At 70.8% G+C, this 21,532-nt stretch carries 18 protein-coding genes and 1 other RNA gene; 6 read left to right on the top strand and 13 right to left on the bottom strand.

Annotated elements, in window-relative coordinates; all coding sequences use genetic code 11:
- Positions 1-18: 18 nt before the first annotated feature.
- From LG278_RS07920 to LG278_RS07900, 5 genes are all read right to left on the bottom strand, one after another.
- A complete protein-coding gene (locus LG278_RS07920) occupies positions 19-345 on the bottom strand; it encodes a DUF3039 domain-containing protein (RefSeq protein ID WP_404392619.1) in 327 nt (108 codons plus the stop codon).
- On the bottom strand, positions 326-1,114 hold the full coding sequence (locus LG278_RS07915; RefSeq protein WP_404393577.1) for a glutamate racemase: 789 nt from the start codon (positions 1,112-1,114) through the stop codon (positions 326-328). The genes LG278_RS07920 and LG278_RS07915 overlap by 20 nt, the downstream gene beginning before the upstream one ends.
- A gap of 68 nt (positions 1,115-1,182) precedes the next feature.
- Positions 1,183-1,743 (bottom strand): YqgE/AlgH family protein, encoded by a 561-nt coding sequence (locus LG278_RS07910; protein ID WP_404392617.1) that lies wholly within the window; start codon positions 1,741-1,743, stop codon positions 1,183-1,185.
- Between the two features lie 59 nt (positions 1,744-1,802).
- A complete protein-coding gene (locus LG278_RS07905; RefSeq protein WP_404392615.1) occupies positions 1,803-4,079 on the bottom strand; it encodes a DEAD/DEAH box helicase in 2,277 nt (758 codons plus the stop codon).
- 287 nt (positions 4,080-4,366) lie between these two features.
- Positions 4,367-4,741, bottom strand: a complete 375-nt coding sequence (locus LG278_RS07900; protein ID WP_404392613.1) for a VanZ family protein — start codon at positions 4,739-4,741, stop codon at positions 4,367-4,369.
- 68 nt (positions 4,742-4,809) lie between these two features.
- Here LG278_RS07900 and LG278_RS07895 point away from each other — a divergent pair, with 68 nt between their 5' ends.
- The 3 genes from LG278_RS07895 to LG278_RS07885 all read left to right on the top strand — a co-directional run bounded on the left by LG278_RS07895 (position 4,810) and on the right by LG278_RS07885 (position 6,360).
- Complete coding sequence (locus LG278_RS07895) at positions 4,810-5,436, top strand: SIMPL domain-containing protein (RefSeq protein WP_404392611.1); 627 nt, start codon at positions 4,810-4,812, stop codon at positions 5,434-5,436.
- 94 nt (positions 5,437-5,530) lie between these two features.
- On the top strand, positions 5,531-5,917 hold the full coding sequence (gene trxA / locus LG278_RS07890) for a thioredoxin (protein ID WP_404392609.1): 387 nt from the start codon (positions 5,531-5,533) through the stop codon (positions 5,915-5,917).
- A gap of 5 nt (positions 5,918-5,922) precedes the next feature.
- Positions 5,923-6,360 carry a YccF domain-containing protein gene (locus LG278_RS07885; protein WP_404392607.1) on the top strand — a complete coding sequence of 146 codons (438 nt, stop codon included), beginning with the start codon at positions 5,923-5,925 and terminating at the stop codon, positions 6,358-6,360.
- A gap of 174 nt (positions 6,361-6,534) precedes the next feature.
- Here the strand turns inward: LG278_RS07885 and ssrA are convergent.
- Positions 6,535-6,901, bottom strand: a transfer-messenger RNA (tmRNA) gene (ssrA, locus tag LG278_RS07880).
- A 265-nt stretch (positions 6,902-7,166) separates the two neighbouring features.
- Between ssrA and LG278_RS07875 the strand changes: the two genes are divergently transcribed.
- The gene (locus LG278_RS07875) at positions 7,167-10,544 is read left to right on the top strand and encodes a pyruvate carboxylase (RefSeq protein WP_404392605.1); all 3,378 of its coding nucleotides are present in this window, start codon (positions 7,167-7,169) and stop codon (positions 10,542-10,544) included.
- Between the two features lie 189 nt (positions 10,545-10,733).
- Here LG278_RS07875 and LG278_RS07870 read toward each other — a convergent pair whose 3' ends face one another.
- The 6 genes from LG278_RS07870 to prfB all read right to left on the bottom strand — a co-directional run bounded on the left by LG278_RS07870 (position 10,734) and on the right by prfB (position 18,243).
- A complete protein-coding gene (locus LG278_RS07870; RefSeq protein WP_404392603.1) occupies positions 10,734-12,728 on the bottom strand; it encodes a DUF2207 domain-containing protein in 1,995 nt (664 codons plus the stop codon).
- A gap of 94 nt (positions 12,729-12,822) precedes the next feature.
- Positions 12,823-13,293 (bottom strand): SsrA-binding protein SmpB, encoded by a 471-nt coding sequence (gene smpB, locus LG278_RS07865; protein ID WP_404392601.1) that lies wholly within the window; start codon positions 13,291-13,293, stop codon positions 12,823-12,825.
- Between the two features lie 191 nt (positions 13,294-13,484).
- Complete coding sequence (locus LG278_RS07860; RefSeq protein WP_404392599.1) at positions 13,485-15,005, bottom strand: M23 family metallopeptidase; 1,521 nt, start codon at positions 15,003-15,005, stop codon at positions 13,485-13,487.
- Between the two features lie 97 nt (positions 15,006-15,102).
- Positions 15,103-16,008, bottom strand: a complete 906-nt coding sequence (gene ftsX, locus LG278_RS07855) for a permease-like cell division protein FtsX (protein WP_404392597.1) — start codon at positions 16,006-16,008, stop codon at positions 15,103-15,105.
- A gap of 15 nt (positions 16,009-16,023) precedes the next feature.
- Positions 16,024-16,965: a cell division ATP-binding protein FtsE gene (ftsE, locus tag LG278_RS07850; protein ID WP_404392595.1), complete on the bottom strand. Its 942-nt coding sequence runs from the start codon at positions 16,963-16,965 to the stop codon at positions 16,024-16,026.
- Between the two features lie 165 nt (positions 16,966-17,130).
- Positions 17,131-18,243, bottom strand: a complete 1,113-nt coding sequence (gene prfB, locus LG278_RS07845; RefSeq protein ID WP_404392593.1) for a peptide chain release factor 2 — start codon at positions 18,241-18,243, stop codon at positions 17,131-17,133.
- Between the two features lie 171 nt (positions 18,244-18,414).
- Between prfB and LG278_RS07840 the strand changes: the two genes are divergently transcribed.
- Complete coding sequence (locus LG278_RS07840; protein WP_404392591.1) at positions 18,415-18,642, top strand: hypothetical protein; 228 nt, start codon at positions 18,415-18,417, stop codon at positions 18,640-18,642.
- A 217-nt stretch (positions 18,643-18,859) separates the two neighbouring features.
- On the top strand, positions 18,860-19,786 hold the full coding sequence (locus LG278_RS07835) for a hypothetical protein (protein ID WP_404392589.1): 927 nt from the start codon (positions 18,860-18,862) through the stop codon (positions 19,784-19,786).
- Between the two features lie 71 nt (positions 19,787-19,857).
- Here the strand turns inward: LG278_RS07835 and LG278_RS07830 are convergent, their stop codons facing one another.
- Positions 19,858-21,528 (bottom strand): hypothetical protein, encoded by a 1,671-nt coding sequence (locus LG278_RS07830; protein ID WP_404392587.1) that lies wholly within the window; start codon positions 21,526-21,528, stop codon positions 19,858-19,860.
- Positions 21,529-21,532 lie beyond the last annotated feature (4 nt).

Raw genomic sequence — 21,532 nt, 5'->3', positions numbered from 1 at the left:
GCGCGAGCGATGCGGTCCTCAGGAGCCGCCGGAGCCACCCTTGTCGCCGTCGCCGCCATCCTGCGGGTCGCGCAGGCCCTCGTAGATCTCCTTGCAGACCGGGCAGACGGGGAACTTCTGCGGGTCGCGGCCCGGCACCCAGATCTTGCCGCAGAGCGCGACCACGGGCTCGCCAGACAGCGCGCTCTCGAGGATCTTCTCCTTGCGCACGTAGTGCGAGAAGCGCTCGTGGTCGCCGGGCTCCTGGAGCTGCTCGCGGACCTCCTCGCGCTCGATCGTCGCCGTGCTCGTGCGCCGCAGCGGCTCAGGCTGGGGCTCGAACGGGTCAGGAGGCATCGTGCTCATGGCGCAAAGTGTAGGCCGACGCGGAGGTCGCCAGCAGGCGGGCGCCGGCCGGGTAGTGGCGCCACGAGTCCGGGGCGCCGCCGACCTGACCGCTCAGCAGCACGGCCTCGACGCCTCCCTGCGCCGCTGTCGCGTCCGGCGCGAGCCCGATGCGGCGCAGCGTCTGGCGGGCCACGGCGAGGGGCGAGTCGAAGACCGTCACGTCGCCGCCGAGGGCGGCGACGATGCGATCGGCCACGAGGCCGTAGTGGGTGCACCCGAGCACGAGAGCGCGCACGCCCGTGGGAGTGCGCGACACGGCATACGCGATGCACTCGTCGACAGCGGCAGAGTCGCCGGACTCGATCGCCTCGGCGAGGCCCAGCGCCGCGATGGGGTGGGTCTCGATGTCGGCGGCGAACGCGTCGACGAGCCCGCGCAGGTAGTCGCTCGAGGTCGTGGCTGCCGTCGCCCACACGGCGACGGGGCCGCCCGTGGCCGCCGCGGGCCGGATCGCCGGCACCGTGCCGATGACCGGGATGTCGGGCTCGAGCTCGGCGCGCAACGCCTCGAGGCCGTGCACCGAGGCGGTGTTGCAGGCCACGACGACCGCATCGGGCTCATAGGGCAGCGTCGCAAGGGCCGAGGCGAGGATGAGCCGCCTCACCTCGTCGGGCGAGCGGGGCCCGTAGGGCATGTTGACGGGGTCGAGCGACAGGACGAGGCGGAGGTCGGGCCGAAGCGTGTGCAGCGCATCGGCATAGCCGACGAGCCCGAGACCGCTGTCCACCAAGGCAACTCGCCTCGGGGTGTCAGCGGACCGGGCTCGGTCGTGTGGGTCTGTGTCGGGCACCGGCGTCAGTTCATCGACGGGTCGTCGGGGAAGTTGGCGACATAGGCCAGGCTGTCGCGCTGGCGACGCAGCACGCTGCGCCACAGTCCCTCGGGGTCTGCGGTGAAGGGGTCACGCCCCTCCGCGTCGACGACGTACCAGTCGCCGCGCAGGATCTCGCCCTCGAGCTGCCCCGACTCCCAGCCGGCGTAACCGGCGAAGATCCGCATCCCGGCGAGCTCGGCGGCCACGACCGGCGTCGGCACGTCGAGGTCGACGAGCCCCAGCGAGCCGAAGAGACGCCGCACCCCCAGCGGCTCCGGCACGTCCCCCGGCACCGTGACGAGCCCGAGCGCCGACGACGTCGAGACCGGCCCGCCCTGGAAGAGCACGTGCGGTGCGGTGACGACCCGCTGCCACCCCGGCAGCACCGAGTCCACCTCGGCCGTCAGGGGCTTGTTGAGCACGACCCCCTGGGCCCCACCGTCGTCGTGGTGGAGCATCAGGATCACCGAGCGATGGAACACCTCACCCTCGACCGAGGGTGTCGCCACGAGAAGGCGGCCGGTGTGGAAGGTGGAGCTCACGCTCCAAGACTTCCACACCGGCCGCACGTCACGGTGCAGGCTGCGCAGTCAGCGCTCGCTCAGGAGCGAGCACCTCGGCGGTCGCCGCGGTCGTCGGAGCCCCAGCGGGTCACGAGGCCCTCGCCGCGGTCGCCACGACGACCTCGACGGTCGTCACCCCCGCGTCGGTCGTCACGACGGTCGCTGCGGCCACCGGCGTGGTGGGGGCGCTGACCGTCACGCGAGCCCTGACGCGGGCCGCGCGGGCCGGCCGGGCCGCGCCGGTGCGACGGCGGACCGGCGATGAGGCGCTGGAAGTCACCTTCGGCGATCGCCACACCAGACGGCGTGGTCGCACCCGTCGCCGCGATGATCGCGTCACCGGGCGAGGCCTTGACGGGCGAGATGTCGAGGCCGGCGTCCTTGAGCTGACGCTCCATCGTGCGCCGCTGGTGCGGCAGCGCGAGGGTCACGACCGTGCCCTTGTCGCCGGCGCGGGCGGTGCGACCCGAGCGGTGCAGGTAGTCCTTGTGGTCGGCCGGCGGGTCGACCTGCAGGACGACCGACACGTCGTCGACGTGGATGCCGCGGGCCGCGACATCGGTCGCGACGAGCACCGGCAGCGTGCCGTCACGGAAGGCGCCGAGGACGCGGTTGCGCTGGCCCTGGTTGAGGCCACCGTGGAGCGCCGCCGCCATGACGCCCTGCTCGCGCAGCTGCAGCGCGATGCGGTCGGCGCCGAGCTTGGTGCGGCAGAAGACGACGGTGCGTCCCGCGCGGTTGGCGACCTCGGCCGTGATGAGCTTCTTGTGCTGCGGGTCGATGAGCAGCACGTGGTGGTCCATGCCCTCGACCGATGCGGTCGCGTCGTTCGTCGAGTGCGTCACCGGGTCGGTGAGGTACTTCGCGACGAGGGCGTCGATGCCGCGGTCGAGCGTCGCCGAGAAGAGCAGGCGCTGGCCGTCGGCCGGGATCTTGTCGAGGCTGGTCGTGATCTCGGCCATGAAGCCCATCTCGGCCATGTGGTCGGCCTCGTCGAGCACGGTGATCGCGATGTCGTCCATCTCGACCGCGCCGCGCTCGAGCAGGTCGTTGAGCCGGCCCGGCGTCGCGATGAGGATGTCGACGCCCTTGTTGAGGGCGTTGATCTGCGTCGTGTAGCTGAGGCCACCGGCGACGAGCTTGTGGCGCAGGCCGGCGACGTGCACGAGGGGCTCGAGCGCGTCGGAGATCTGCATGGCCAGCTCACGCGTCGGCGTGAGGATGAGGGCGTGCGGGCGACGCGGGCGACGCGGCAGCTCCATCTCGAGCAGGCGGGCGATGAGCGGCATCCCGAAGGCCAGGGTCTTGCCCGAGCCCGTCTGCCCACGGCCGAGGACGTCCTTGCCGGCCAGCGCGTCGGGGATCGTGGCGGTCTGGATCGGGAAGGGCGTCGTGATGCCCTCGCGGGCCAGACGCTCGACGAGTCGCTCGGGCAGACCGAGGGCGGCGAAGCCGTTGTCGGCGGCCACCTCGACCGGGCCCTCGCTCACGTCGGCGCGGGTGGACTTGGTCCAGGTGTCGGCGTCCATGCGCTCGGCCTCGGCATCCTCGAAGGTCGCGGGCGCACGGTCGGCGTCGCGGTCGGTGCGGGGGCGGTCGAACGAGCGACGGTCGTCGCGTCGCTGGAAGCCGCCACCGGTGCGGTCGGTGCGTGCGCCGCGGTCGTATGCCGGCCGGTCCTCGCGGCGCTGGTAACCACCAGTGCCGCGGTCGTTGCGGTCGTCACGCTTGAAGGCGGGACGCTCGTCACGGTTGTAGGACGGACGGTCGTCGCGACGCTGGTACGCACCCGTGCCGCGGTCGTCACGGTTGTACGAGGGGCGGTCGTCGCGACGCTGGTAGCCACCGGTGCCACGGTCACCGCGGTCGTCACGGTTGTACGAGGGGCGGTCGTCGCGACGCTGGTAACCACCGGTGCCACGGTCACCGCGGTCGTCACGGTTGTACGAGGGGCGGTCGTCGCGACGCTGGTAACCACCGGTGCCACGGTCACCGCGGTCGTCACGGTTGTACGACGGGCGGTCGTCGCGGCGCTGGTAACCGCTAGTGCCGCGGTCACCGCGGTCGTCACGGTTGTAGGACGGACGGTCGTCGCGGTTGCGTGCGGGGCGGTCCGACGAGCGGTGCTCGTCGCGCGGCGCACGCCACTCGCGGCCGCCGACGTGGCTGCTGCCGGACGAGGCGGGGCGGGAGGGGGATCCGGAGTAGGACGACGGGCCCTGGCCGCGGTGCGGCTTCTTGGCGGCGACGGCCTTCTTCTCGGTGGACCAGCGGGCCTTCTTGGGCGCGCCGGCGGATGACTTGCTGTTGGGCATGCGTATTCAACTCTCTTGACTCGAGCAGACTTCGCCTCGAGCCGTGAGTGACACCACGACCATGCAGACGAGCCTCAGGCGCATCAGGTGCGCCCATGTGTGTACCGGTTCCCGGCATCTGTGCCGTCCGGTGATCGGATCCGCTCCGCGTCGGTGACGGGTCACGCCCTGTGGCGCGAACTTTCCCGTGGGTGTCACCTCGTCGGATGAGCCTGCCCGCCGGGCATCCCCTGCGGCATCTCTTCCATCGTGATCCGAGGAGACCTCGGAGTCGGATGCCGGAAAGTCTACCAGCGGAGCGGCCGCGTCCCGACCATGAGCGCCGCGGCCCCCACCGCGACCCCGACGAGGTCGAGCACGACGTCCCACCCGTCGCCCGACCGACCGGGCAGCAGGAACTGCTGCACGAGCTCGCTGACCGGGGCGTGGATCGCGAAGACGAGCACCGCCGCGCGCACCGAGCGCAGGGCCCGCCCCACGGCATACGTGGGCACCGCGAAGACGAGTAGGTGCACGACCTTGTCGGTCCAGCTCACCGGGCCCTCGACCGTGACAACGGGCCAGTAGAGCACCACGAGCTGCGCGAGCACGGCCACGACGGCGAGGGCCACGACCCCACGGCGCGCGAGGCCGGCAGCCGCGCTGTCGGTGGGGCTCGTCATGGCACCGCAGTCTAGGTAGGTTGCGAGCACGGTCCCGCCGCCGGGACCGAGAGCCAGGAGGATCTGCGATGGGCAAGCGCACCGTCACCGTGACCGGCACCGGCCGAGCCAACGTGGCTCCGGACGTCGTGCGGCTCGACCTGCGGGTGGGCCACGACGCACCCGACGTCGCCGCGGCCCTGTCGGGGGCGTCGGCCGGCATCACGGCGGTCGCCGCCGTCGTGCGCGAGCAGGGTGTCGCCGACGCCGACCTGCGCACGCTCGACGCCAGCGTCAACCAGCGCTGGGACAACACGGGTGTGGCGGTCGGCTTCACGGCGCAGCAGCGCCTCGCCGTCACCGTCCGCGAGCTCGCCGCGGTGGGGCGGATCCTCGAGTCCGCAGCGGCAGCGATCGGCAACGCGCTCCTCGTCGACCAGGTGCGCCTCGACATCTCGGACCGCTCGCTGGGGCTCCGAGAGGCACGCGACGCAGCCTTCACCGACGCTCGGTCCAAGGCGGATCAGTATGCCGCCCTCTCCGGAGCGTCGCTGGGAGCAGTGCTCGGGGTGGCTGAGGGGGGCGCCGCTCCCGTGGGCGGCGGTCTCAAGCTCGCGGCTATGGCTCGCGACATGGCCGGCGGCATGCCGGTCGAGGGCGGTGACCTCGAGCTGTCGGCCAGCGTCACCGTGACCTGGGAGCTCACGCGCGCCTGAGCCTTCACCAGCCTCCGACCCGGCCGCCAGAGGCCCCGGGACCTTCACGGACAAGCCACGGAATAGCCTCCGTGGGGCAATCGTTGGGAGAGACATGGCTACCACTGACCTGACCGCGCAGTCCTTCGAGAAGACCGTTCTCGACAACGACATCGTGCTCGTCGACTTCTGGGCGTCCTGGTGCGGCCCGTGTCGGCAGTTCGCACCGATCTACGACTCGGCTTCGTCGAGTGGCGACAACGAGGGCATCGTCTTCGGCAAGGTCGACACCGAGGCCGAGCAGTCGCTGGCTCAGGCCGCCAACATCACCTCGATCCCGACGCTGATGGCCTTCAAGGAGGGTGTGCTCGTCTTCGCGCAACCCGGTGCCCTCCCCCAGTCGGCGCTGCAGGACGTCATCGAGCAGGTCAAGGCCCTCGACATGGGTCCGATCAAGGAGCAGATGGCCGCCGAGGGTGCCGCCGGGCCGGCCCAGGCCTGAGCCCCGTGCGGCTCATCCTCAACGTCATCTGGGTGCTGCTCGGAGGCATCTGGCTCTGGCTGCTCTACATGGTCGCCGGCGTCATCGCGTGCGTGACCATCATCGGCATCCCCTTCGGGCTCGCGGCCTTCCGCATCGGCTGGTACGCCCTGTGGCCCTTCGGACGCACGGTCGTCGACCACCCCGCCGCGGGCGTGGGCTCGACGATCGGCAACGTGCTGTGGCTGATCCTCTTCGGGTGGTGGCTGGCCCTCGGGCATCTCACGACCGCGATCGCCCAGGCGATCACGATCGTCGGCATCCCCCTGGCGCTGGGCAACCTCAAGATGGTGCCCGTCTCGCTCTTCCCGCTGGGCAAGCGGATCGTGCCCGCCGGCGGCAGCAGCTCCCCGGCCTTCGGCCCGGGCCCGACCGGAACGTCCGAGAACCTCCGCCTCCGCTGATCGACAGAGCGATCCGCGCGGCGATCGACAGAGCGATCCGCCCCCGCTCGCTGCCCACGCTGGGCCGCCGAAGGGGGCGGATCGCTCTGTCGATCGGTGGCACGACGACGGAGGGCGCCCCACGAACGGGCGCCCTCGAAGGACAAGTGACAGCGTGACGTGACCACCATCAAGTGGTGGAGGTGGCGGGAATTGAACCCGCGTCCGATGACGAGAGACCAGAGCTTCTCCGGGTGCAGTGCGCTATGGCTTTTCTCGGCCCCAGGGCTCGCACGCACGCGTCCCCTGACAGGCCCAGTTGAGTAAGAGTCCCGCGCAGTCCCCCAACATGACTGCGCAGCAAGTCCCCTAGCTGACGCCAGGCACTGAGTCGGGAACTAGCTCAGGCTGACGGACTTCGAGGCTCGCTCAGGCGGCGAGGGCGAAGTCGGTGCGCTTGGAATCGGCACCTATTGATTTGCAGGGAGCGTTAACGAGATAACCCCACATCCTCGACCCGCTTCCTCTGGTGTGTCGACCACCGTCGAAACCGATCACCCCCATGTGTGTAACCGGGGGTCCACGTCACGCTGTGCACTTGTCAACCTGCTGTCCTGCGAGACCACAGTATGCCTTGGTAACGACAGCGGGGTCCACGCCATTCCCGGGGCGCCCGGTGGAGCGGGCGCGGACGACGCACACCGGACGGACTCGACCGGTCCGGGATCGGGGACGCCACTAGGCTGCCGTCGTGGTCGCCGACGACCACAGCCCGCGGCGACCGCAGTCGCGGGAGCGTGCAGATCGCCCCCACCCCTGGAGGTCCGATGTTCCGCAAGGTGCTCGTCGCCAACCGAGGCGAGATCGCCGTCCGTGCCTTCCGGGCCGCGACCGAGATGGGAGCGCGCACCGTCGCGGTCTTCCCCTACGAGGACCGCAAGAGCGAGCACCGCCTCAAGGCCGACGAGGCCTACCAGATCGGTGAGGAAGGCCACCCAGTCCGCGCCTACCTCGACCACGAGGCGATCGTCGCGCAGGCCGTCGAGGCCGGGGCCGACGCGATCTACCCCGGCTACGGTTTCCTGTCGGAGAATCCCCTGCTCGCCGAGGCGTGCGACGCCGCCGGCATCACCTTCGTCGGGCCTCCGGCCTCGGTGCTGCACCTGACCGGCAACAAGGCCCGGGCGATCGCAGCCGCCCGCGCCGCCGGACTGCCGACGCTGCACGGCTCGGAGCCGGGCACCGACCTCGACGCCCTCGAGGCGGCTGCCGACGAGATCGGCTTCCCCGTCTTCGTCAAGGCGGTCTCGGGTGGCGGCGGCCGCGGTATGCGCCGGGTGGAGTCCCGAGAGACGCTGCGCGACTCGCTCGAGGCGGCCCAGCGCGAGGCGGAGTCGGCCTTCGGCGACCCGACGCTCTACCTCGAGGAGGCCGTGGTCAACCCGCGGCACATCGAGGTGCAGGTCCTGGCCGACAGCACCGGCGAGGTCGTCCACCTCTACGAGCGCGACTGCTCGCTGCAGCGTCGGCACCAGAAGGTCGTCGAGATCGCCCCTGCGCCCAACCTCGACGCCGGCACGCGCGAGCAGATGTGCGCCGACGCCGTCGCGTTCGCGCGGTCCATCGGCTACGTCAACGCCGGCACGGTCGAGTTCCTCCTCGGCGAGGACGGACGCTACGTCTTCATCGAGATGAACCCCCGCATCCAGGTCGAGCACACGGTCACCGAGGAGGTCACCGACATCGACCTCGTCGTCATGCAGCTGCAGATCGCGGCGGGCGAGACGTTCGAGGCGATGGGCCTGCGCCAGGACGACATCGCGACCAAGGGCTTCGCGATGCAGTGCCGCATCACGACGGAGGACCCCTCCAACGGCTTCCGGCCAGACGCCGGCACGATCACCGTCTACCGGTCCGCCGGCGGAGGCGGGGTGCGCCTCGACGGTGGCACGATCTTCGTCGGAGCCGAGGTCAGCGCCCACTTCGACTCGATGCTCGTCAAGCTGACCTGCCGCGGTCGCACGTTCCCGATCGCCGTGCGTCGGGCGCGACGTGCGCTGGCGGAGTTCCGCATCCGCGGGGTATCGACCAACATCTCGTTCCTCGAGGCGGTGCTGTCCGACCCCGTCTTCCAGCAGGGCCTCGCCACGACCTCCTTCATCGACGAGCGGCCGCAGCTGCTCGCGTCGCGGGTGAGCGCCGACCGCGCGACCAAGCTCATGACCTACCTCGCCGACGTCACGGTCAACCAGCCCAACGGACCGGTCACGACGCGAATCCGCCCGCGCAGCAAGCTCCCCCAGCTGCCTGACGCGCCGGCACCGGCAGGCGCGCGCGACCGTCTCGTGGCCGACGGGCCGGCGGCCTTCGCACGAGCACTGCGCGAGGCGAACGACGTGGCCGTCACCGACACGACCTTCCGCGACGCCCACCAGTCGCTGCTCGCGACGCGGATGCGCACCCGTGACCTGCTTCACGTGGCCTCGCACGTCTCGCACCTCACCCCCCAGCTGCTGTCGATGGAGGCCTGGGGCGGCGCGACCTACGACGTCGCCCTGCGCTTCCTCGCCGAGGATCCGTGGGAGCGGCTCGCCGCCCTGCGCGAGGCGATGCCCAACATCCCCCTCCAGATGCTGCTGCGCGGTCGCAACACCGTCGGCTACACGCCCTACCCCACTGCCGTCACCGATGCGTTCGTGCGCGAGGCGGCCCGCACCGGGCTCGACATCTTCCGCATCTTCGACTCGCTCAACGACGTCTCGCAGATGCGGCCCGCCGTCGAGGCGGTCCTCGAGACGAACACGACCGTCGCCGAGGTCGCCCTCTGCTACACCGGCAACCTCATGTCACCGGGCGAGAAGCTCTACACGCTCGACTACTACCTGCGCCTCGCCGAGCAGATCGTCGACACCGGCGCCCACGTGCTCGCGATCAAGGACATGGCCGGCCTGCTGCGCGCGCCGGCGGCCCACCGGCTTGTCACCGCGCTGCGCGAGCGCTTCGACCTGCCCGTGCACCTGCACACCCACGACACGGCGGGCGGCCAGATCGGCACCCTGCTCGCCGCCATCGACGCCGGGGTCGACGCCGTCGATGCCGCGACGGCCACGATGGCGGGCACGACGAGCCAGCCGTCGCTCTCGGCCCTCGTCGCGGCCACCGACGACACCGACCGACCTACCGGCCTCGACATCAACAACGTCTTCGCCCTCGAGCCCTACTGGGAGGCGGTGCGTCACCTCTACCGGCCGTTCGAGTCGGGCCTCGACTCCCCCACGGGTCGCGTCTACTTCCACGAGATCCCCGGCGGGCAGCTGAGCAACCTGCGGCAGCAGGCGATCGCCCTCGGGCTCGGCGACCGCTTCGAGGCCATCGAGGACATGTATGCCGCGGCGAACCAGATCCTCGGAAACGTCGTCAAGGTGACCCCGAGCTCCAAGGTCGTCGGTGACCTCGCGCTGGCCCTCGTCGGCGCCGGCGCTGACCCCAAGGTCTTCGAGGACGACCCCCAGCGCTTCGACATCCCCGACTCCGTCATCGGCTTCCTCAACGGCGAGCTCGGCGACCCGCCCGGTGGCTGGCCCGAGCCCTTCCGCACCAAGGCGCTCGCCGGACGTCAGGCCAAGCCGCGCCTCACCGAGCTCACGCCCGAGCAGGAGTCCTCCCTCGCGAGCGCGCCCCGCCGCACCCTCAACGAGCTGCTCTTCCCCGGCCCGACCAAGGAGTACGAGAGCTCCCGCGAGTCCTACGGCGACCTCTCGGTGCTCGGCACGGTCGAGTTCCTGCACGGCCTCGAGCCGGGCGAGGAGTACGAGGTCGAGATCGAGCAGGGCAAGCGCCTGCTCATCGGCGTGCAGTCCGTCGGCGAGGCCGACCCCAAGGGGATGCGCACCGTCATGTGCACGCTCAACGGCCAGTTCAGGCCGATCCAGGTGCGCGACCGCTCCGTGGAGGCCGACGTGAAGTCGGCGGAGAAGGCCGACCCGGGCGCCTCGGGTCAGGTCGCAGCCCCGTTCGCCGGCGTGGTCACCCTCAACGTGGCCGAGGGCGACACCGTCGAGGCCGGCGGGGTCGTGGCCACCATCGAGGCGATGAAGATGGAGGCCAACATCACCTCCCCCACGGGCGGCACGGTCTCTCGCGTCGCCATCGGCGCGCACCAGCAGGTCGAGGGCGGCGACCTCCTCGTCGTCATCACCCCCTGAGCCCCTGACCCAGCGTCACCCGACGCATCCCCGGACGCCCCCCGCACGGTCCCGCGAGAGCCAATCGAAAGAGCAGTTCGTCGCCCTTCCATGGGGCCGCGCGGTCCCGCTTGACCGCGACGAACTGCTCTTTCGATTGTCTGCTGGGGGCGCCGGGGCAGTGTCAGCGACTGCTTGCGGAGCCCGGGGTCACCAGGAGCCGGACGAGGAGCCGCCGCCTCCGCCACCGCTGAAGCCGCCACCCCCGGAGAAGCCGGAGGAGCCGCTCGAGCCCGGCGTCGAGGTGAAGGTGCCCGTCGAGGTGGTCGAGAAGGAGTCGACCCCGTTGGCGATGCTCGTGAAGTCGGGCATCGTCGCACCGCTCCAGAGATACCAGGTCGGCATGATGAGCGGCCGACCGGCCGCCTCAGCGGCCTGCGCGACCTGCGCGAACGTCGAGGCCCACCGGTCAGCGACCCCGAAGACGACGGCGTACGGCAGATAGCGGCTGAAGACGTTGCTCGCCTCCTCGAACTCGATCTGCCCGGCCTCGGCGGTCAGGAGGTACTCCTTGAAGCCGAGCGACTGCGCCAGCACGGCCGAGCCCTCCGCCGTCTTGGCGGCCATCCGGCGGCCGAGGAGCGTGACGATGCCGCCCGCCACGATCAGACCGGCGCCGAGCGCGAAGCCGCCGGTAAAGCCGCCGCCGAGCATCGCCTGCAGCGCCCCCTGGCCGAAGAAGAGCACGAGGAAGCCACCGCCGACGAGGACCATGCCGAGTGCCTGCCATGCCCCGCGCTGCGCCTCGGGCGAGTTGCGGAACCAGTGCCGGCGCACGACCTCGCGATACATCTCGGCCTGGATCGACTTGAGGGTGCTGGCGAAGGTGTTCTTCAGCGCGGAGAGCGCGACGACGTCACCGCGGCTGCCGAAGATCCCGTCGAGGAGCTGGCGCTCGTAGGGCAGCAGCCGATCGTCGGCGGGCATGGGCTGTCGGGTCAGCGTCCAGTCGGTGCGGCTGAACAGACCGTTGCCGGCATCCTCCTCGATGGTGAGGTAGCCGCGCACCGCGAGGTCGATGATGGTGGCCGAGACGTCGATCGGGTTGGCGGTCTCGTCGACGATCGTGCCGACCATGCCCGGCTGCACGCCAGCAGGCGGTTGGAACTGGACGGCCACGGTGGTCCGGCCGCCGCGGACCGTGGGCGCCCCGACGGCGCTGGGCGTGCCGTCGCCAGAGGCTCCGGCGCCGAAGGAGGGTGACAGGCCCGGCGTCAGGTCGGCATACCGCTCGTCGCGGCCGCGGGTCCACACGAGGGTGCCCATGACGGCCAGCGCGAGGATCGGTGCGCCGATCCCGCCGATCCAGGCGGCCGCGTTGACCGCGGGTGCCGCGGCCGAGCCGACGGGAGTGTCACTGTCCCCCTCGAGCACGACCGGCTGCACGGCGTCGAAGGCTACGGCTGGGTAGGAGGCGAGCACCGTCATCGCGTCACCGCTGCCGAGGTTGGTCGCGGTGAACGTCGACGGGTCGCCGGCCCGCGCGGCGCACTCGGTGGTCGAGCCCTGGGGCCCCTGGAAGCAGGCGACCTTCGTCGAGGCGTCGGGCGCCTTGACCTCGATCTGCACGGCCGTGCGCTCGGTGAACTCGTTGGTGCCGAAGACGTTGTAGAAGAGCTCGACGGTGTCGGCCTGGTCGGTGGTCGTCGCCGGCTGGCCATCGGCCGTGATCGGGTTGAGCACGTCGTGCAGCGTGTAGCTGACGACGTAGACCTGGGTGCCGCTCGTGTATTCGCTCGGCGAGCCGATGCGGATCTCCTGGGCCGCGCCGTTGTCGCTGACCCGGAAGTCGTCGGGGGCGCCGGAGGGGCTCGAGACGTCGACGTCGGTCAGGTCGAAGTAGCGGAAGCGGCCGGGCTCGTCGTTCCACCCCATGCGCACGACGATGTTGCGGAAGATGCCGTGGCGCTCCTCCCCGGCGGGGAACCGCCAGGTGATCGTCTCGGTGACCCGCATGCTGCCGTCGGCCTGCACGTCGTAGACGGCCGCGAACGACGGCATGCCCTCGCCGCCGGTGGCCGCAGAGGCAGAGGTCGGCGCCAGCACGAGCAGCGCGGTGGCGAGCACCAGGGCGAGCGTCCCCAGCAGTCCCCTGCGTCCACTCGCTCCCACGCCCCGGCGGCGGGCCGCCCTCGATCCGGTCATCGGTCCCTCCACGTCGTTGGTCCCTGCATCCTGACACTGGACGGTGGCCACGCGATGGCGGTTCCGCGGGTGTCGGGCCCCCGGTGCTGACGGCTCAGCGGCGGTTGGCCGCGCTCATCGCGCGCTGCGCCTCACGGTTGTCCTGCCGCTCGCGCAGGGCGTGGCGCTTGTCGTACTCCTTCTTGCCGGTCGCGATCGCGATCTCGACCTTGGCGCGACCGTCCTTGAAGTAGAGCGCGAGGGGCACGATCGTGCGCCCGCTCTCGCGCGTCTTGTGGGAGATCTTCTCGAGCTCGGCGCGGTGGAGGAGCAGCTTGCGCTTGCGGCGCGGGGCGTGGTTGTTCCAGGTGCCGTTGAGGTACTCGGGGATGTGGACGTTCTCGAGGTAGAGCTCGTCACCGGTGAACATCGCGAAGCCGTCGACGAGCGAGGCGCGACCCATCCGCAGGGCCTTGACCTCCGTGCCGGAGAGCACGATGCCTGCCTCGAAGGTGTCCTCGATGAGGTAGTCGTGACGGGCCTTGCGGTTGCTCGCGATGAGCGACCGCCCCTTCTCCTTCGGCACCGGACCGTTCCTCCCTGCTCGTGCCACGGCTCTCGCAGCGTTCCCACGCTACCCGAGAGTGGCCGTCGGCCCCGACTCGGTTTCGGCTGTATGCCGTGGGGCCGGGTAGGTGGGTCGCGCCGGCGTGTGCGGCAGCCTGGTCGCGAGGCCCTGCCGCGACGGTCGTGGCACTCGCCTCGGCGCTGCGGGCGCTACAGCCACCCGCGGGGGTTGACGGGAGTGCCGTCCTCGTAGGTGCCGAAGTGAAGGTGGCAGCCCGTGGAGTAGCCGGTCGTGCCGGAGTAGCCGATGAGTTGCCCCCGGTTGACCTTGCCGCCGTTCTTGACGATCGAGGAGAGGTGGTTGTAGGTCGTCACGAGGTCGACGCCGCGGTGGATGCCGTGGTCGATCATCACCTGGTTGCCCCACCCGCTCGCGCGCCAGCCGGCGCTGATCACCTCACCCGGCGCGGCGGCATACACCGGCGTGCCGCAGGCGATGCCCCAGTCGAGGCCGTCGTGCAGCATCCACTTGTTGAGGACGGGGTGCCACCGCATGCCGAAGCCCGAGGTGGTCGGCCCGATGGCGGGGTAGGACAGGAAGTTGGACGGCGTCGACGGAGCCGGCACCGACACGGGGGGCTGCGGCTTGGGGGTGTACTTGCGGCCGGCCTTGGCCGCGGCCGCCGCCTTGGCCCGCTCGGCGCGGATCTTGGCCTGCCGCTCCCGCTCGAGCTTCGCCTTGAGCGCGGCGACCCGCTTGGCCTCCGCGATGCGGGCCTGACGAGCGCGCTCGACGAGGATCGCCTGCAGGCGGGCGGACTCGGCGCGCGCGGCGGCGAGGCTGGCGGCCTCGCTCTGCTTCTGCGCCTTGAGGTCGGCGGTGAAGGCCACCTGCTGGCCCTTGAGGCTGTCGAGCTCGTTCTTGGCGGCGAGCGCGTTGGCGGCGGCGGTCACGGCGTTGTTCTTGGCGACGATCGCCTGGTTCTTGGCCTGGGTCGCGGCCGCTGCTGCAGCCTCGGCTGCGGTGAGCGCCGCCTCGGCCTGCCGCTTGAGCTCGGCGATCTCCCCGCGGACCGCGGTGAGGTAGGAGCGGGTCGAGGTGTTGTCGGCCGTCATCGCGGCCAGCGAGTCGATCGTGTCGCTCGCGACGGCGCTGGCGGTGTCGGCCATGATGAGGCGGTTGGCGAAGTCCTCGGGAGAGGTCGAGCCGAAGACGAGTCCGAGCTGCGACTCCTGACCCGCACCCTGGAAGACCTCGGCGGCGTAGGAGTCGAGGGCGTCCTGGCTAGACACGAGCTGGGTGGCGCTCTTGGCGAGCTGCTCCTTGGCCCGTTGCTCGTTGGCCTGGGCGACGGCGAGCTTCTGGGCCACCCGCTCGTTGTGGGCGCGGGCCCGGCTCTCGGCGGCGATGGCCCGCTGCTCGGTGGCCTCGGCGGCGGCCTGCGCGGCCTGGGCGCGCTGCTGGGCGGCCTGGGCCGAGGCCACCCGCTGCTGGGCGATCGGCAGGGCGGCGTTGGTGCGCTCGAGGTTGACGTAGGCGGTGGCGAGCTTGCTGCTGGTCCCCTCGAGCTGCTGGCCGAGCGCGGCGATGCGCTGGTCGTTCTTCTTCTTCTGGTCCGAGATCGAGTCGGCCCGGGCCACGAAGGCGCTGCCGAGCGAGATCGTGCAGGCGACGGCGAGGCCGGCGACCGTCAGCTTGGTCGCCGGCGTCACCTCTCGCTTCTGCCTCATGAGCCACATAGGCTTCATTGGTACCACAGGACCCGTCTGTTGTGGAGGGTGTGACCGGTTCGGGCTGCCCGTCAGACCACAGCGCAGCGCGCCGCCGTCAGACCCGGAGGTAGCGCCGGAGGGTCACCCACGAGGTGAGCGACGACAGCACGACGACGCCGGCGATGATGAACGGCGCGACGTAGAGTACGTCGGCCACCCCGATGAAGGCCGTGTCGGTGAGGGTCTCGGAGAGGAAGCCGACGACGCCGTAGCGCACCGTCGCCCACAGCATCCCCATCGCGAGGGTCGCGCCGAGCACGCTCGCGATGACGGTCTCCATGACGAAGGGGAAGCGGATCGTGAAGTTGGAGGCCCCCACGAGACGCATGATGCCGGTCTCGCGGCGCCGGCTGAAGGCGGTCTGGCGGATCGTCGTCGAGATGAGCATGACGGCCGCGAGGACCATGAGCGAGCTCAGGGCGATCGCCGCCCACGAGACGGTGTTCATGAAGGTGAAGAACTTCTCGAGGAGCTTCTTCTGGTCCTGCACGTCGGCGACCCCGGGCATGCCCTTGATCGAGCTCGCGACGACGTCGAACTTGCTCGCGTCGTTGAGGTTGACCCGATAGGAGTCGGCGAAGTAGGACTCGCCGGCCCGCGCGAGCGGGGAGTTCTGGTAGGTCTGCTTGAAGCGGTCGAAGGCCTCGTCGCGCGACTCGTAGAACACCTCGGCGACGGTCGGCTTGAGCGCGTCGAGCTCGGCCCGGATCGCGGTGCGCTGGGCATCGGTCGTCGGCTCGCCGGCGCAGTTGGTGTAGCGCGTCTTCTCGGCGCACAGCAGCACGGTGACCTGGACCCGGTCGTACCAGTAGTCCTTCATCGTGTCGACCTGCCGCTGGCCCATGAGGCCCAGGCCGAGGAGATACATCGAGATCATCGTGACGATGACGACCGAAAGGGCCATCGAGAGGTTGCGGCGCAGACCGTTGCCGATCTCGCCGAGGAGGAACTGCAGGCGCATGTCGTCGTCCCCCGCTCAGCGTCCGCTGCCCTGGACGGCAGCCTGCCGCTCCGGATCGGTCTCGGGCTTGGGATCGGGATCGTCCTTGCCGTATGCCGCCGGGTCGGGTTGCCGTGCCTGAGCGGGCTGCTCGACCTGCTCGGGTTCGGGGGATTCCGGGGCCACCGGGGCCACCGGGGCCACTGCGGCGCCGTCGTCGTAGCCGTCGGCGACGGCCGGCTCCTCGACGCGGGCCGGGATCGGCCGGTCGTCGAGCTCGATGCGCGGGATGCTGCCGGTCGTGTACTCGCCCGCCTCGACGTCGCCGACGAGCACTCCCTTGTCGAGGCGGATGACCCGCTTGCGCATCGCGTCGACGGTGGCGAAGTCGTGCGTCGCCATGACGACGGTCGTGCCCGTGCGGTTGATCCGATCGAGCAGCTGCACGATCTCGAGGCTGATGCCGGGGTCGAGGTTGCCGGTCGGCTCGTCGGCCAGCAGGATCGGCGGCCGGTTGACGAAGGCGCGGGCGATCGCGACCCGCTGCTGCTCACCGCCGGAGAGCTGGTGCGGGAAGCGCTTTTCCATGCCGGCGAGGCCGACGAGGTCGAGCACCTCGGGCACCGTGGAGCGGATCCGCGAGCGCGGGGCGCCCAGCACCTGCAGGGCGTAGGCGACGTTCTGGTGCACCGTCTTGTTGGGCAGCAGGCGGAAGTCCTGGAACACGCAGCCGATCTGACGTCGCAGCGAGGGCACCTTGCGGTCGGGCAGCCGGTCGAGCTCGCGGCCCGCCACCGAGATCCGCCCGCCCGTCGCGTCCTGCTCCTTCATGATGAGCTGGAGCATCGTCGACTTGCCCGACCCGGACGTGCCGACGACGAAGACGAACTCGCCCCGGCCGATCTCGAGGGAGACCCGGTCGACGGCAGGGCGGTGCGACTTGGGGTAGGTCTTGGTGACGTTCTCGAAGAGGATCATCAGTCGGTCACTTCCACGGCCGCGCTCAGGAGGGCTCGGCCTCGCTCGGCTCGGTGTTGCGCCTACGAGGCTACGGCGACACCGGGCGAAACCGGCGTTACCCGAGTGTCGGGCGTGGCGCGAGGGGTCACGCGTCCGGGGACCCGGCCGGACGGCATACCGCGGTCAGTCCTGCGCGCGGTTCTGACCGATCTGCCAGCGGATGCCGGCCTCGATGAAGCCGTCGATGTCGCCGTCGAAGACGGCGCTGGGGTTGCCCGTCTCGAAGTCGGTGCGCAGGTCCTTGACCATCTGGTAGGGGTTGAGCACGTAGGAGCGCATCTGGTCGCCCCAGCTCGCCTTGACGTCGCCGGCCATCTCCTTCTTGACCGCGGCCTCCTCGGCCTTGCGCTGGATGAGCAGGCGCGACTGGAGCACGCGCAGGGCGGCGGCGCGGTTCTGGATCTGGCTCTTCTCGTTCTGCATCGACACGACGATGCCGGTCGGCAGGTGCGTCATGCGCACGGCCGAGTCGGTCGTGTTGACGCTCTGGCCACCCGGGCCGCTCGAGCGGAAGACGTCGATCTTGAGCTCGTTGTCGGGGATGTCGACCGAGTCGTCGCTCTCGATGAGCGGGATGACCTCGACGGCGGCGAAGCTCGTCTGGCGCCGACCCTGGTTGTCGAAGGGGCTGATCCGCACGAGGCGGTGCGTGCCGCCCTCGACGGAGAGGTGGCCGAAGGCGTAGGGCGCGTTGACCTCGAAGGTCGCGGACTTGAGGCCCGCCTCCTCGGCGTAGGAGGTGTCCATGACCTTCGTGGGGTACTCGTGCCGCTCGGCCCAGCGCAGGTACATGCGCATGAGCATCTCGGCGAAGTCGGCGGCGTCGACGCCACCCGCGCCGGCGCGGATGGTGACGACGGCGGAGCGCTCGTCGTACTCCCCCGACAGCAGAGTGCGCACCTCGAGCTCGCCGACGTCCTTCTTGAGTTTGGCGAGGTCGCGCTCGGCCTCGTCGAGGGTGGCTTGGTCGGACTCCTCGGTGCCCATCTCTACGAGCGTCTCGAGGTCGTCGATGCGGGCGTCCATGTTGACGATGCGGTCGCGCTCGGAGCCAGCCCGGCTGAGGTCGCTCGTGACCTGCTGCGCCTTCTCGGGGTCGTCCCAGAGATCCGGCGCGGAGGCCTGCTGCTCGAGGTCGTCGATCGTCCTCGCGAGCACGTCGAGGTCGGTGACCCCGCGCACGGAGTCCATCGTCGCGCGCAGTTCCTTGATCTCTTGCGTGAAGTCAACAGCCACGTTGCCACAGCCTACGGCAGCGCAGAGGTATGCCGTGTGCGCCGGAGCGCTCCTCGCCGCCGTCTCGGGCGGGCGTTGCGAATCGTTGTCGTGCGAGCGCCACCTCGCCGGGGCCGGACCAGTAGGTTTGCCCGGCTTTGCCCACCCTCCACACCGTCTCGAAAGGACACCATGAGCGTCCGCACCAGAACCCGCTCGCGCACCCGCACGAGCACGATCGTGATCCTCATCTGGCTCCTGATCGGCATCTTCGCGGCCTTCCAGCGCGGCTACTTCGGCTCTGCCGACCCGAGCTGCAGCCGCATCGGCAGTGCTGCCCTGACCGTCGTCGCCGGGCCGCTCAACTACATCGGGCTCAACCCGAAGGTCGGCTGTTCCACGCCCCAGCCGTCGCAGTAGTCGCTCGCACGCAGACGAGGGCCCGCCCGGTCGGACGGGCCCTCGTCTGCGTCGGGGGTCATCCGCCGGATGGGCACGGGCGGCGCGCGACTGGCGCCTTTCGCGGTGACTGCGGGGAGATCTCCCCCTTGTCCGCTTCGTCCGCGCGGTGCAGGATGCGAGGACCGGTCGGGGACGGACCCCACCGGCTCGGGGGTCAGGGGAAAGGAACAGGGGTATGCGAATTCGTGCTGTGCTCGTGCGGCTGCTCGCCGTGGTCGGGCTCATCGCTCCGATGGGGGTGGTCACGGCGACCAGTGCCTCCGCCGAGGTGCAATGCCCGTCGCGGCTCGGGCTGACATGGTTCAACAACAACTTCGACGCGGGGACGACGATCCCCTACACCAACACCGACTACGTGGCCCAGGGTCTGGCCTACTGGAAGGCGAAGGATTGGCTCATCACGTCCTACAGCGACGACACGTGGCTGCCGGGCAAGAACATGATCGTGGTCAAGACGCGCGGCGGCACCCTCGTCAAGCGGGTCTTCGTGCAGTACGGCGACGGCTCGCAGATCGAGGGCCACATGGGCGGCCTGTCCGTCGCGGGCGGGAGCCTGCTGCTGTCGACGAGCTCCAACGGTCGCAACCTCTTCCGCTTCTCGCTCGAGGCGCTCGACCGCGCGCCGCACAACACCGCGCTTAAGACGAACGGCACGTGGTCGGTCAGGGCCAGCTCCTACAACACCGTCTCGGGCGGCAAGCTCTACGTCGGGTCCTTCAGCTCCGACCTCTACGGCTCCTCGACGATGTGGCGCTACGACCTCACCTCGACGCAGGCGCCGACGGGCGACCCGGTCGCGATCAGCACGCCGACGCGGGTGCAGGGTGCGGTGGTCGCCGACGGCCACTACATCTTCAGCACCTCCTACGGCCGTGACTGCTACAGCCGGCTGAAGTTCAAGAAGATCAGCACGGGCGTCTACGGTCGCTCGATCGAGATCCCGCCGATGAGCGAGGGCATCGTGCGGGTGCCGCGGGGTGAGGCCGGCCCGGTCAGCGACTGGGTCTACGTCGTCTTCGAGTCCGGCTCGGACCAGTACCAGGACGGCACGATGCGGCAGTTCCGCTACCAGCACGCCTATCTCACGGCGCTCACCCCGTGAGCTGACTCTTCCAGCGCACCGCGACGACACGGCATACGCCTTCGGGGGTATGCCGTGTCGTCGCGTCTGCCTCACACGCTCGGGGCGCGTCGCACGTCCGCCTCGTCGTGCACGAGTCCGCTCGACCCGGGGCCCCGCCCGGTGCGCTTGACCCGGCCGAGCCACACGTGGGTCGAGCCGTCGACCCATCGGCTCGACTGCCACTCCCGGGTGACGCGGACGCCCGCGCGGGGCACCTCCTCCTCCGGGATCTCGAGCCCGTCCTGAGCCAGCACCTGCCCCTGCGGCAGCACGGCCTCGGGGCCGCCCGGTCCGGAGCGCTGCTGCAGGCTGCGGCGCAGGTGCATGACTCCCGGCGCGCGCTCGACGGGGACGAAGGGGATCCAGTGCTCCGGCACGACCGACTGGAGGCGGTAGACGAGCTCGGACGAGCCGACGGGCGGCTCGACCGGGGTGGCTGCGCGCGCCGCCTCCGACAACCGGTCGACGGGGCGGCCCCCAGCCGAGGCGACGGTCGACTCGACGCCCCATGCGAGGTTGGCCATCTCGTCGCGGAGCAGCACGGTCTCTTCGAGCGGCCTCGAGTGCAGCGTGTCGACGACCGTGGGCAGCACGACGAGCACGGCCTCCGAGCCGCCGTCCGGCCGGCTCGGGCGGTAGAGCCCCCAGCGGGCGGGCGCCGACGCGGGCTCGATGAGGAAGCGCTCGCCGAAGGTGTCGGTGACGACGACCGAGTCGATGCGCACGAGGCTGCCCACGGGCACGTCGAGAGGCACGATGAAGTGGTCGTTGCCGTAGACCGACGCGAACTCGATGAGCAGCATGCGCGCCAGGTCCGGCCGTTCGGCGGTGATGCGCCCGAAGCTGATCCGGGAGTCCTCCATTTCCCACCACCGGGCCGAGGGCATGCCGGCGAAGGTCGCCGGCGCGGGCAGGAGGGTGCGCACGATCGTCTCGGTCGTCGTGTCGCTCGCCACCGCGTCGAGGGTCTCCCCCGGCGCCACGTCGAGGTCGCACCAGTCGAGGCGGTTGCCGTCGTAGCCCTCCGCCCGGAGCACGGTCTCACCGGTCGGGCCGGCGGCCGCGACGTCGAAGGAGTATTCGAGCCGGGCGTCCTGCCAGGCGTCCTCGTCGGGCGCGCCCAAAGACAGCAGTGGAGCCGAGCCAGCCCATGCCGCAAGGGTTTCCGAGACCGCATCGGCCAATGCCATAGGCACGGCGACCCCCGCGGGCAGTCCGTCGGCCTCGGTCACGGCGGCCTGCAGGTCGAGGCCGTCCGGGATACGCCCACTCGTCGCAGCGAGGAGCGCGGTGGTGGCGGCATCGACGACCGCACCCGGTCGCACGTGGGGTCGGTATGCCGTTGACAGCGGTGCCACCGCATCGCCGAGTCCCGCCGCTCGCAGTCGCGCCACGAGCTCTCGCCCGAGGTCGAGTGCCAGCCGCAGGTCGGCGACCGTGCTCGCCGTCTCCCGCTCGACGAAGGTCTCGAGGGGCTGCCCCGCAGGCAGGTCGGTGGCCGAGGACCCCGCGGTGCGGAAGCGGGTGAGCAGGTCGGCGTGCGCCCGGACGCGGGTCAGCACCGGCGAGCCGGCGTCGTCGCCGCGCAGCTCACCGAGCTGCCACTGCCGGCCGAGCATCCACAGCGGGTCGGCAGTGCGCGCCTCGAGTCCGGGCGAGAGGTCGGCGACGCGACTGCGGGGCTCGAGACGGGTCCACGTCGTGACGGAGGGAGAGGGCATGGCG

Source organism: Humibacillus xanthopallidus (genome assembly GCF_044793955.1).
In the GTDB taxonomy this organism is placed as follows: Bacteria; Actinomycetota; Actinomycetes; order Actinomycetales; family Dermatophilaceae; genus Humibacillus; species Humibacillus xanthopallidus_C.
This window is presented reverse-complemented; position numbering and strand designations above follow the sequence as displayed.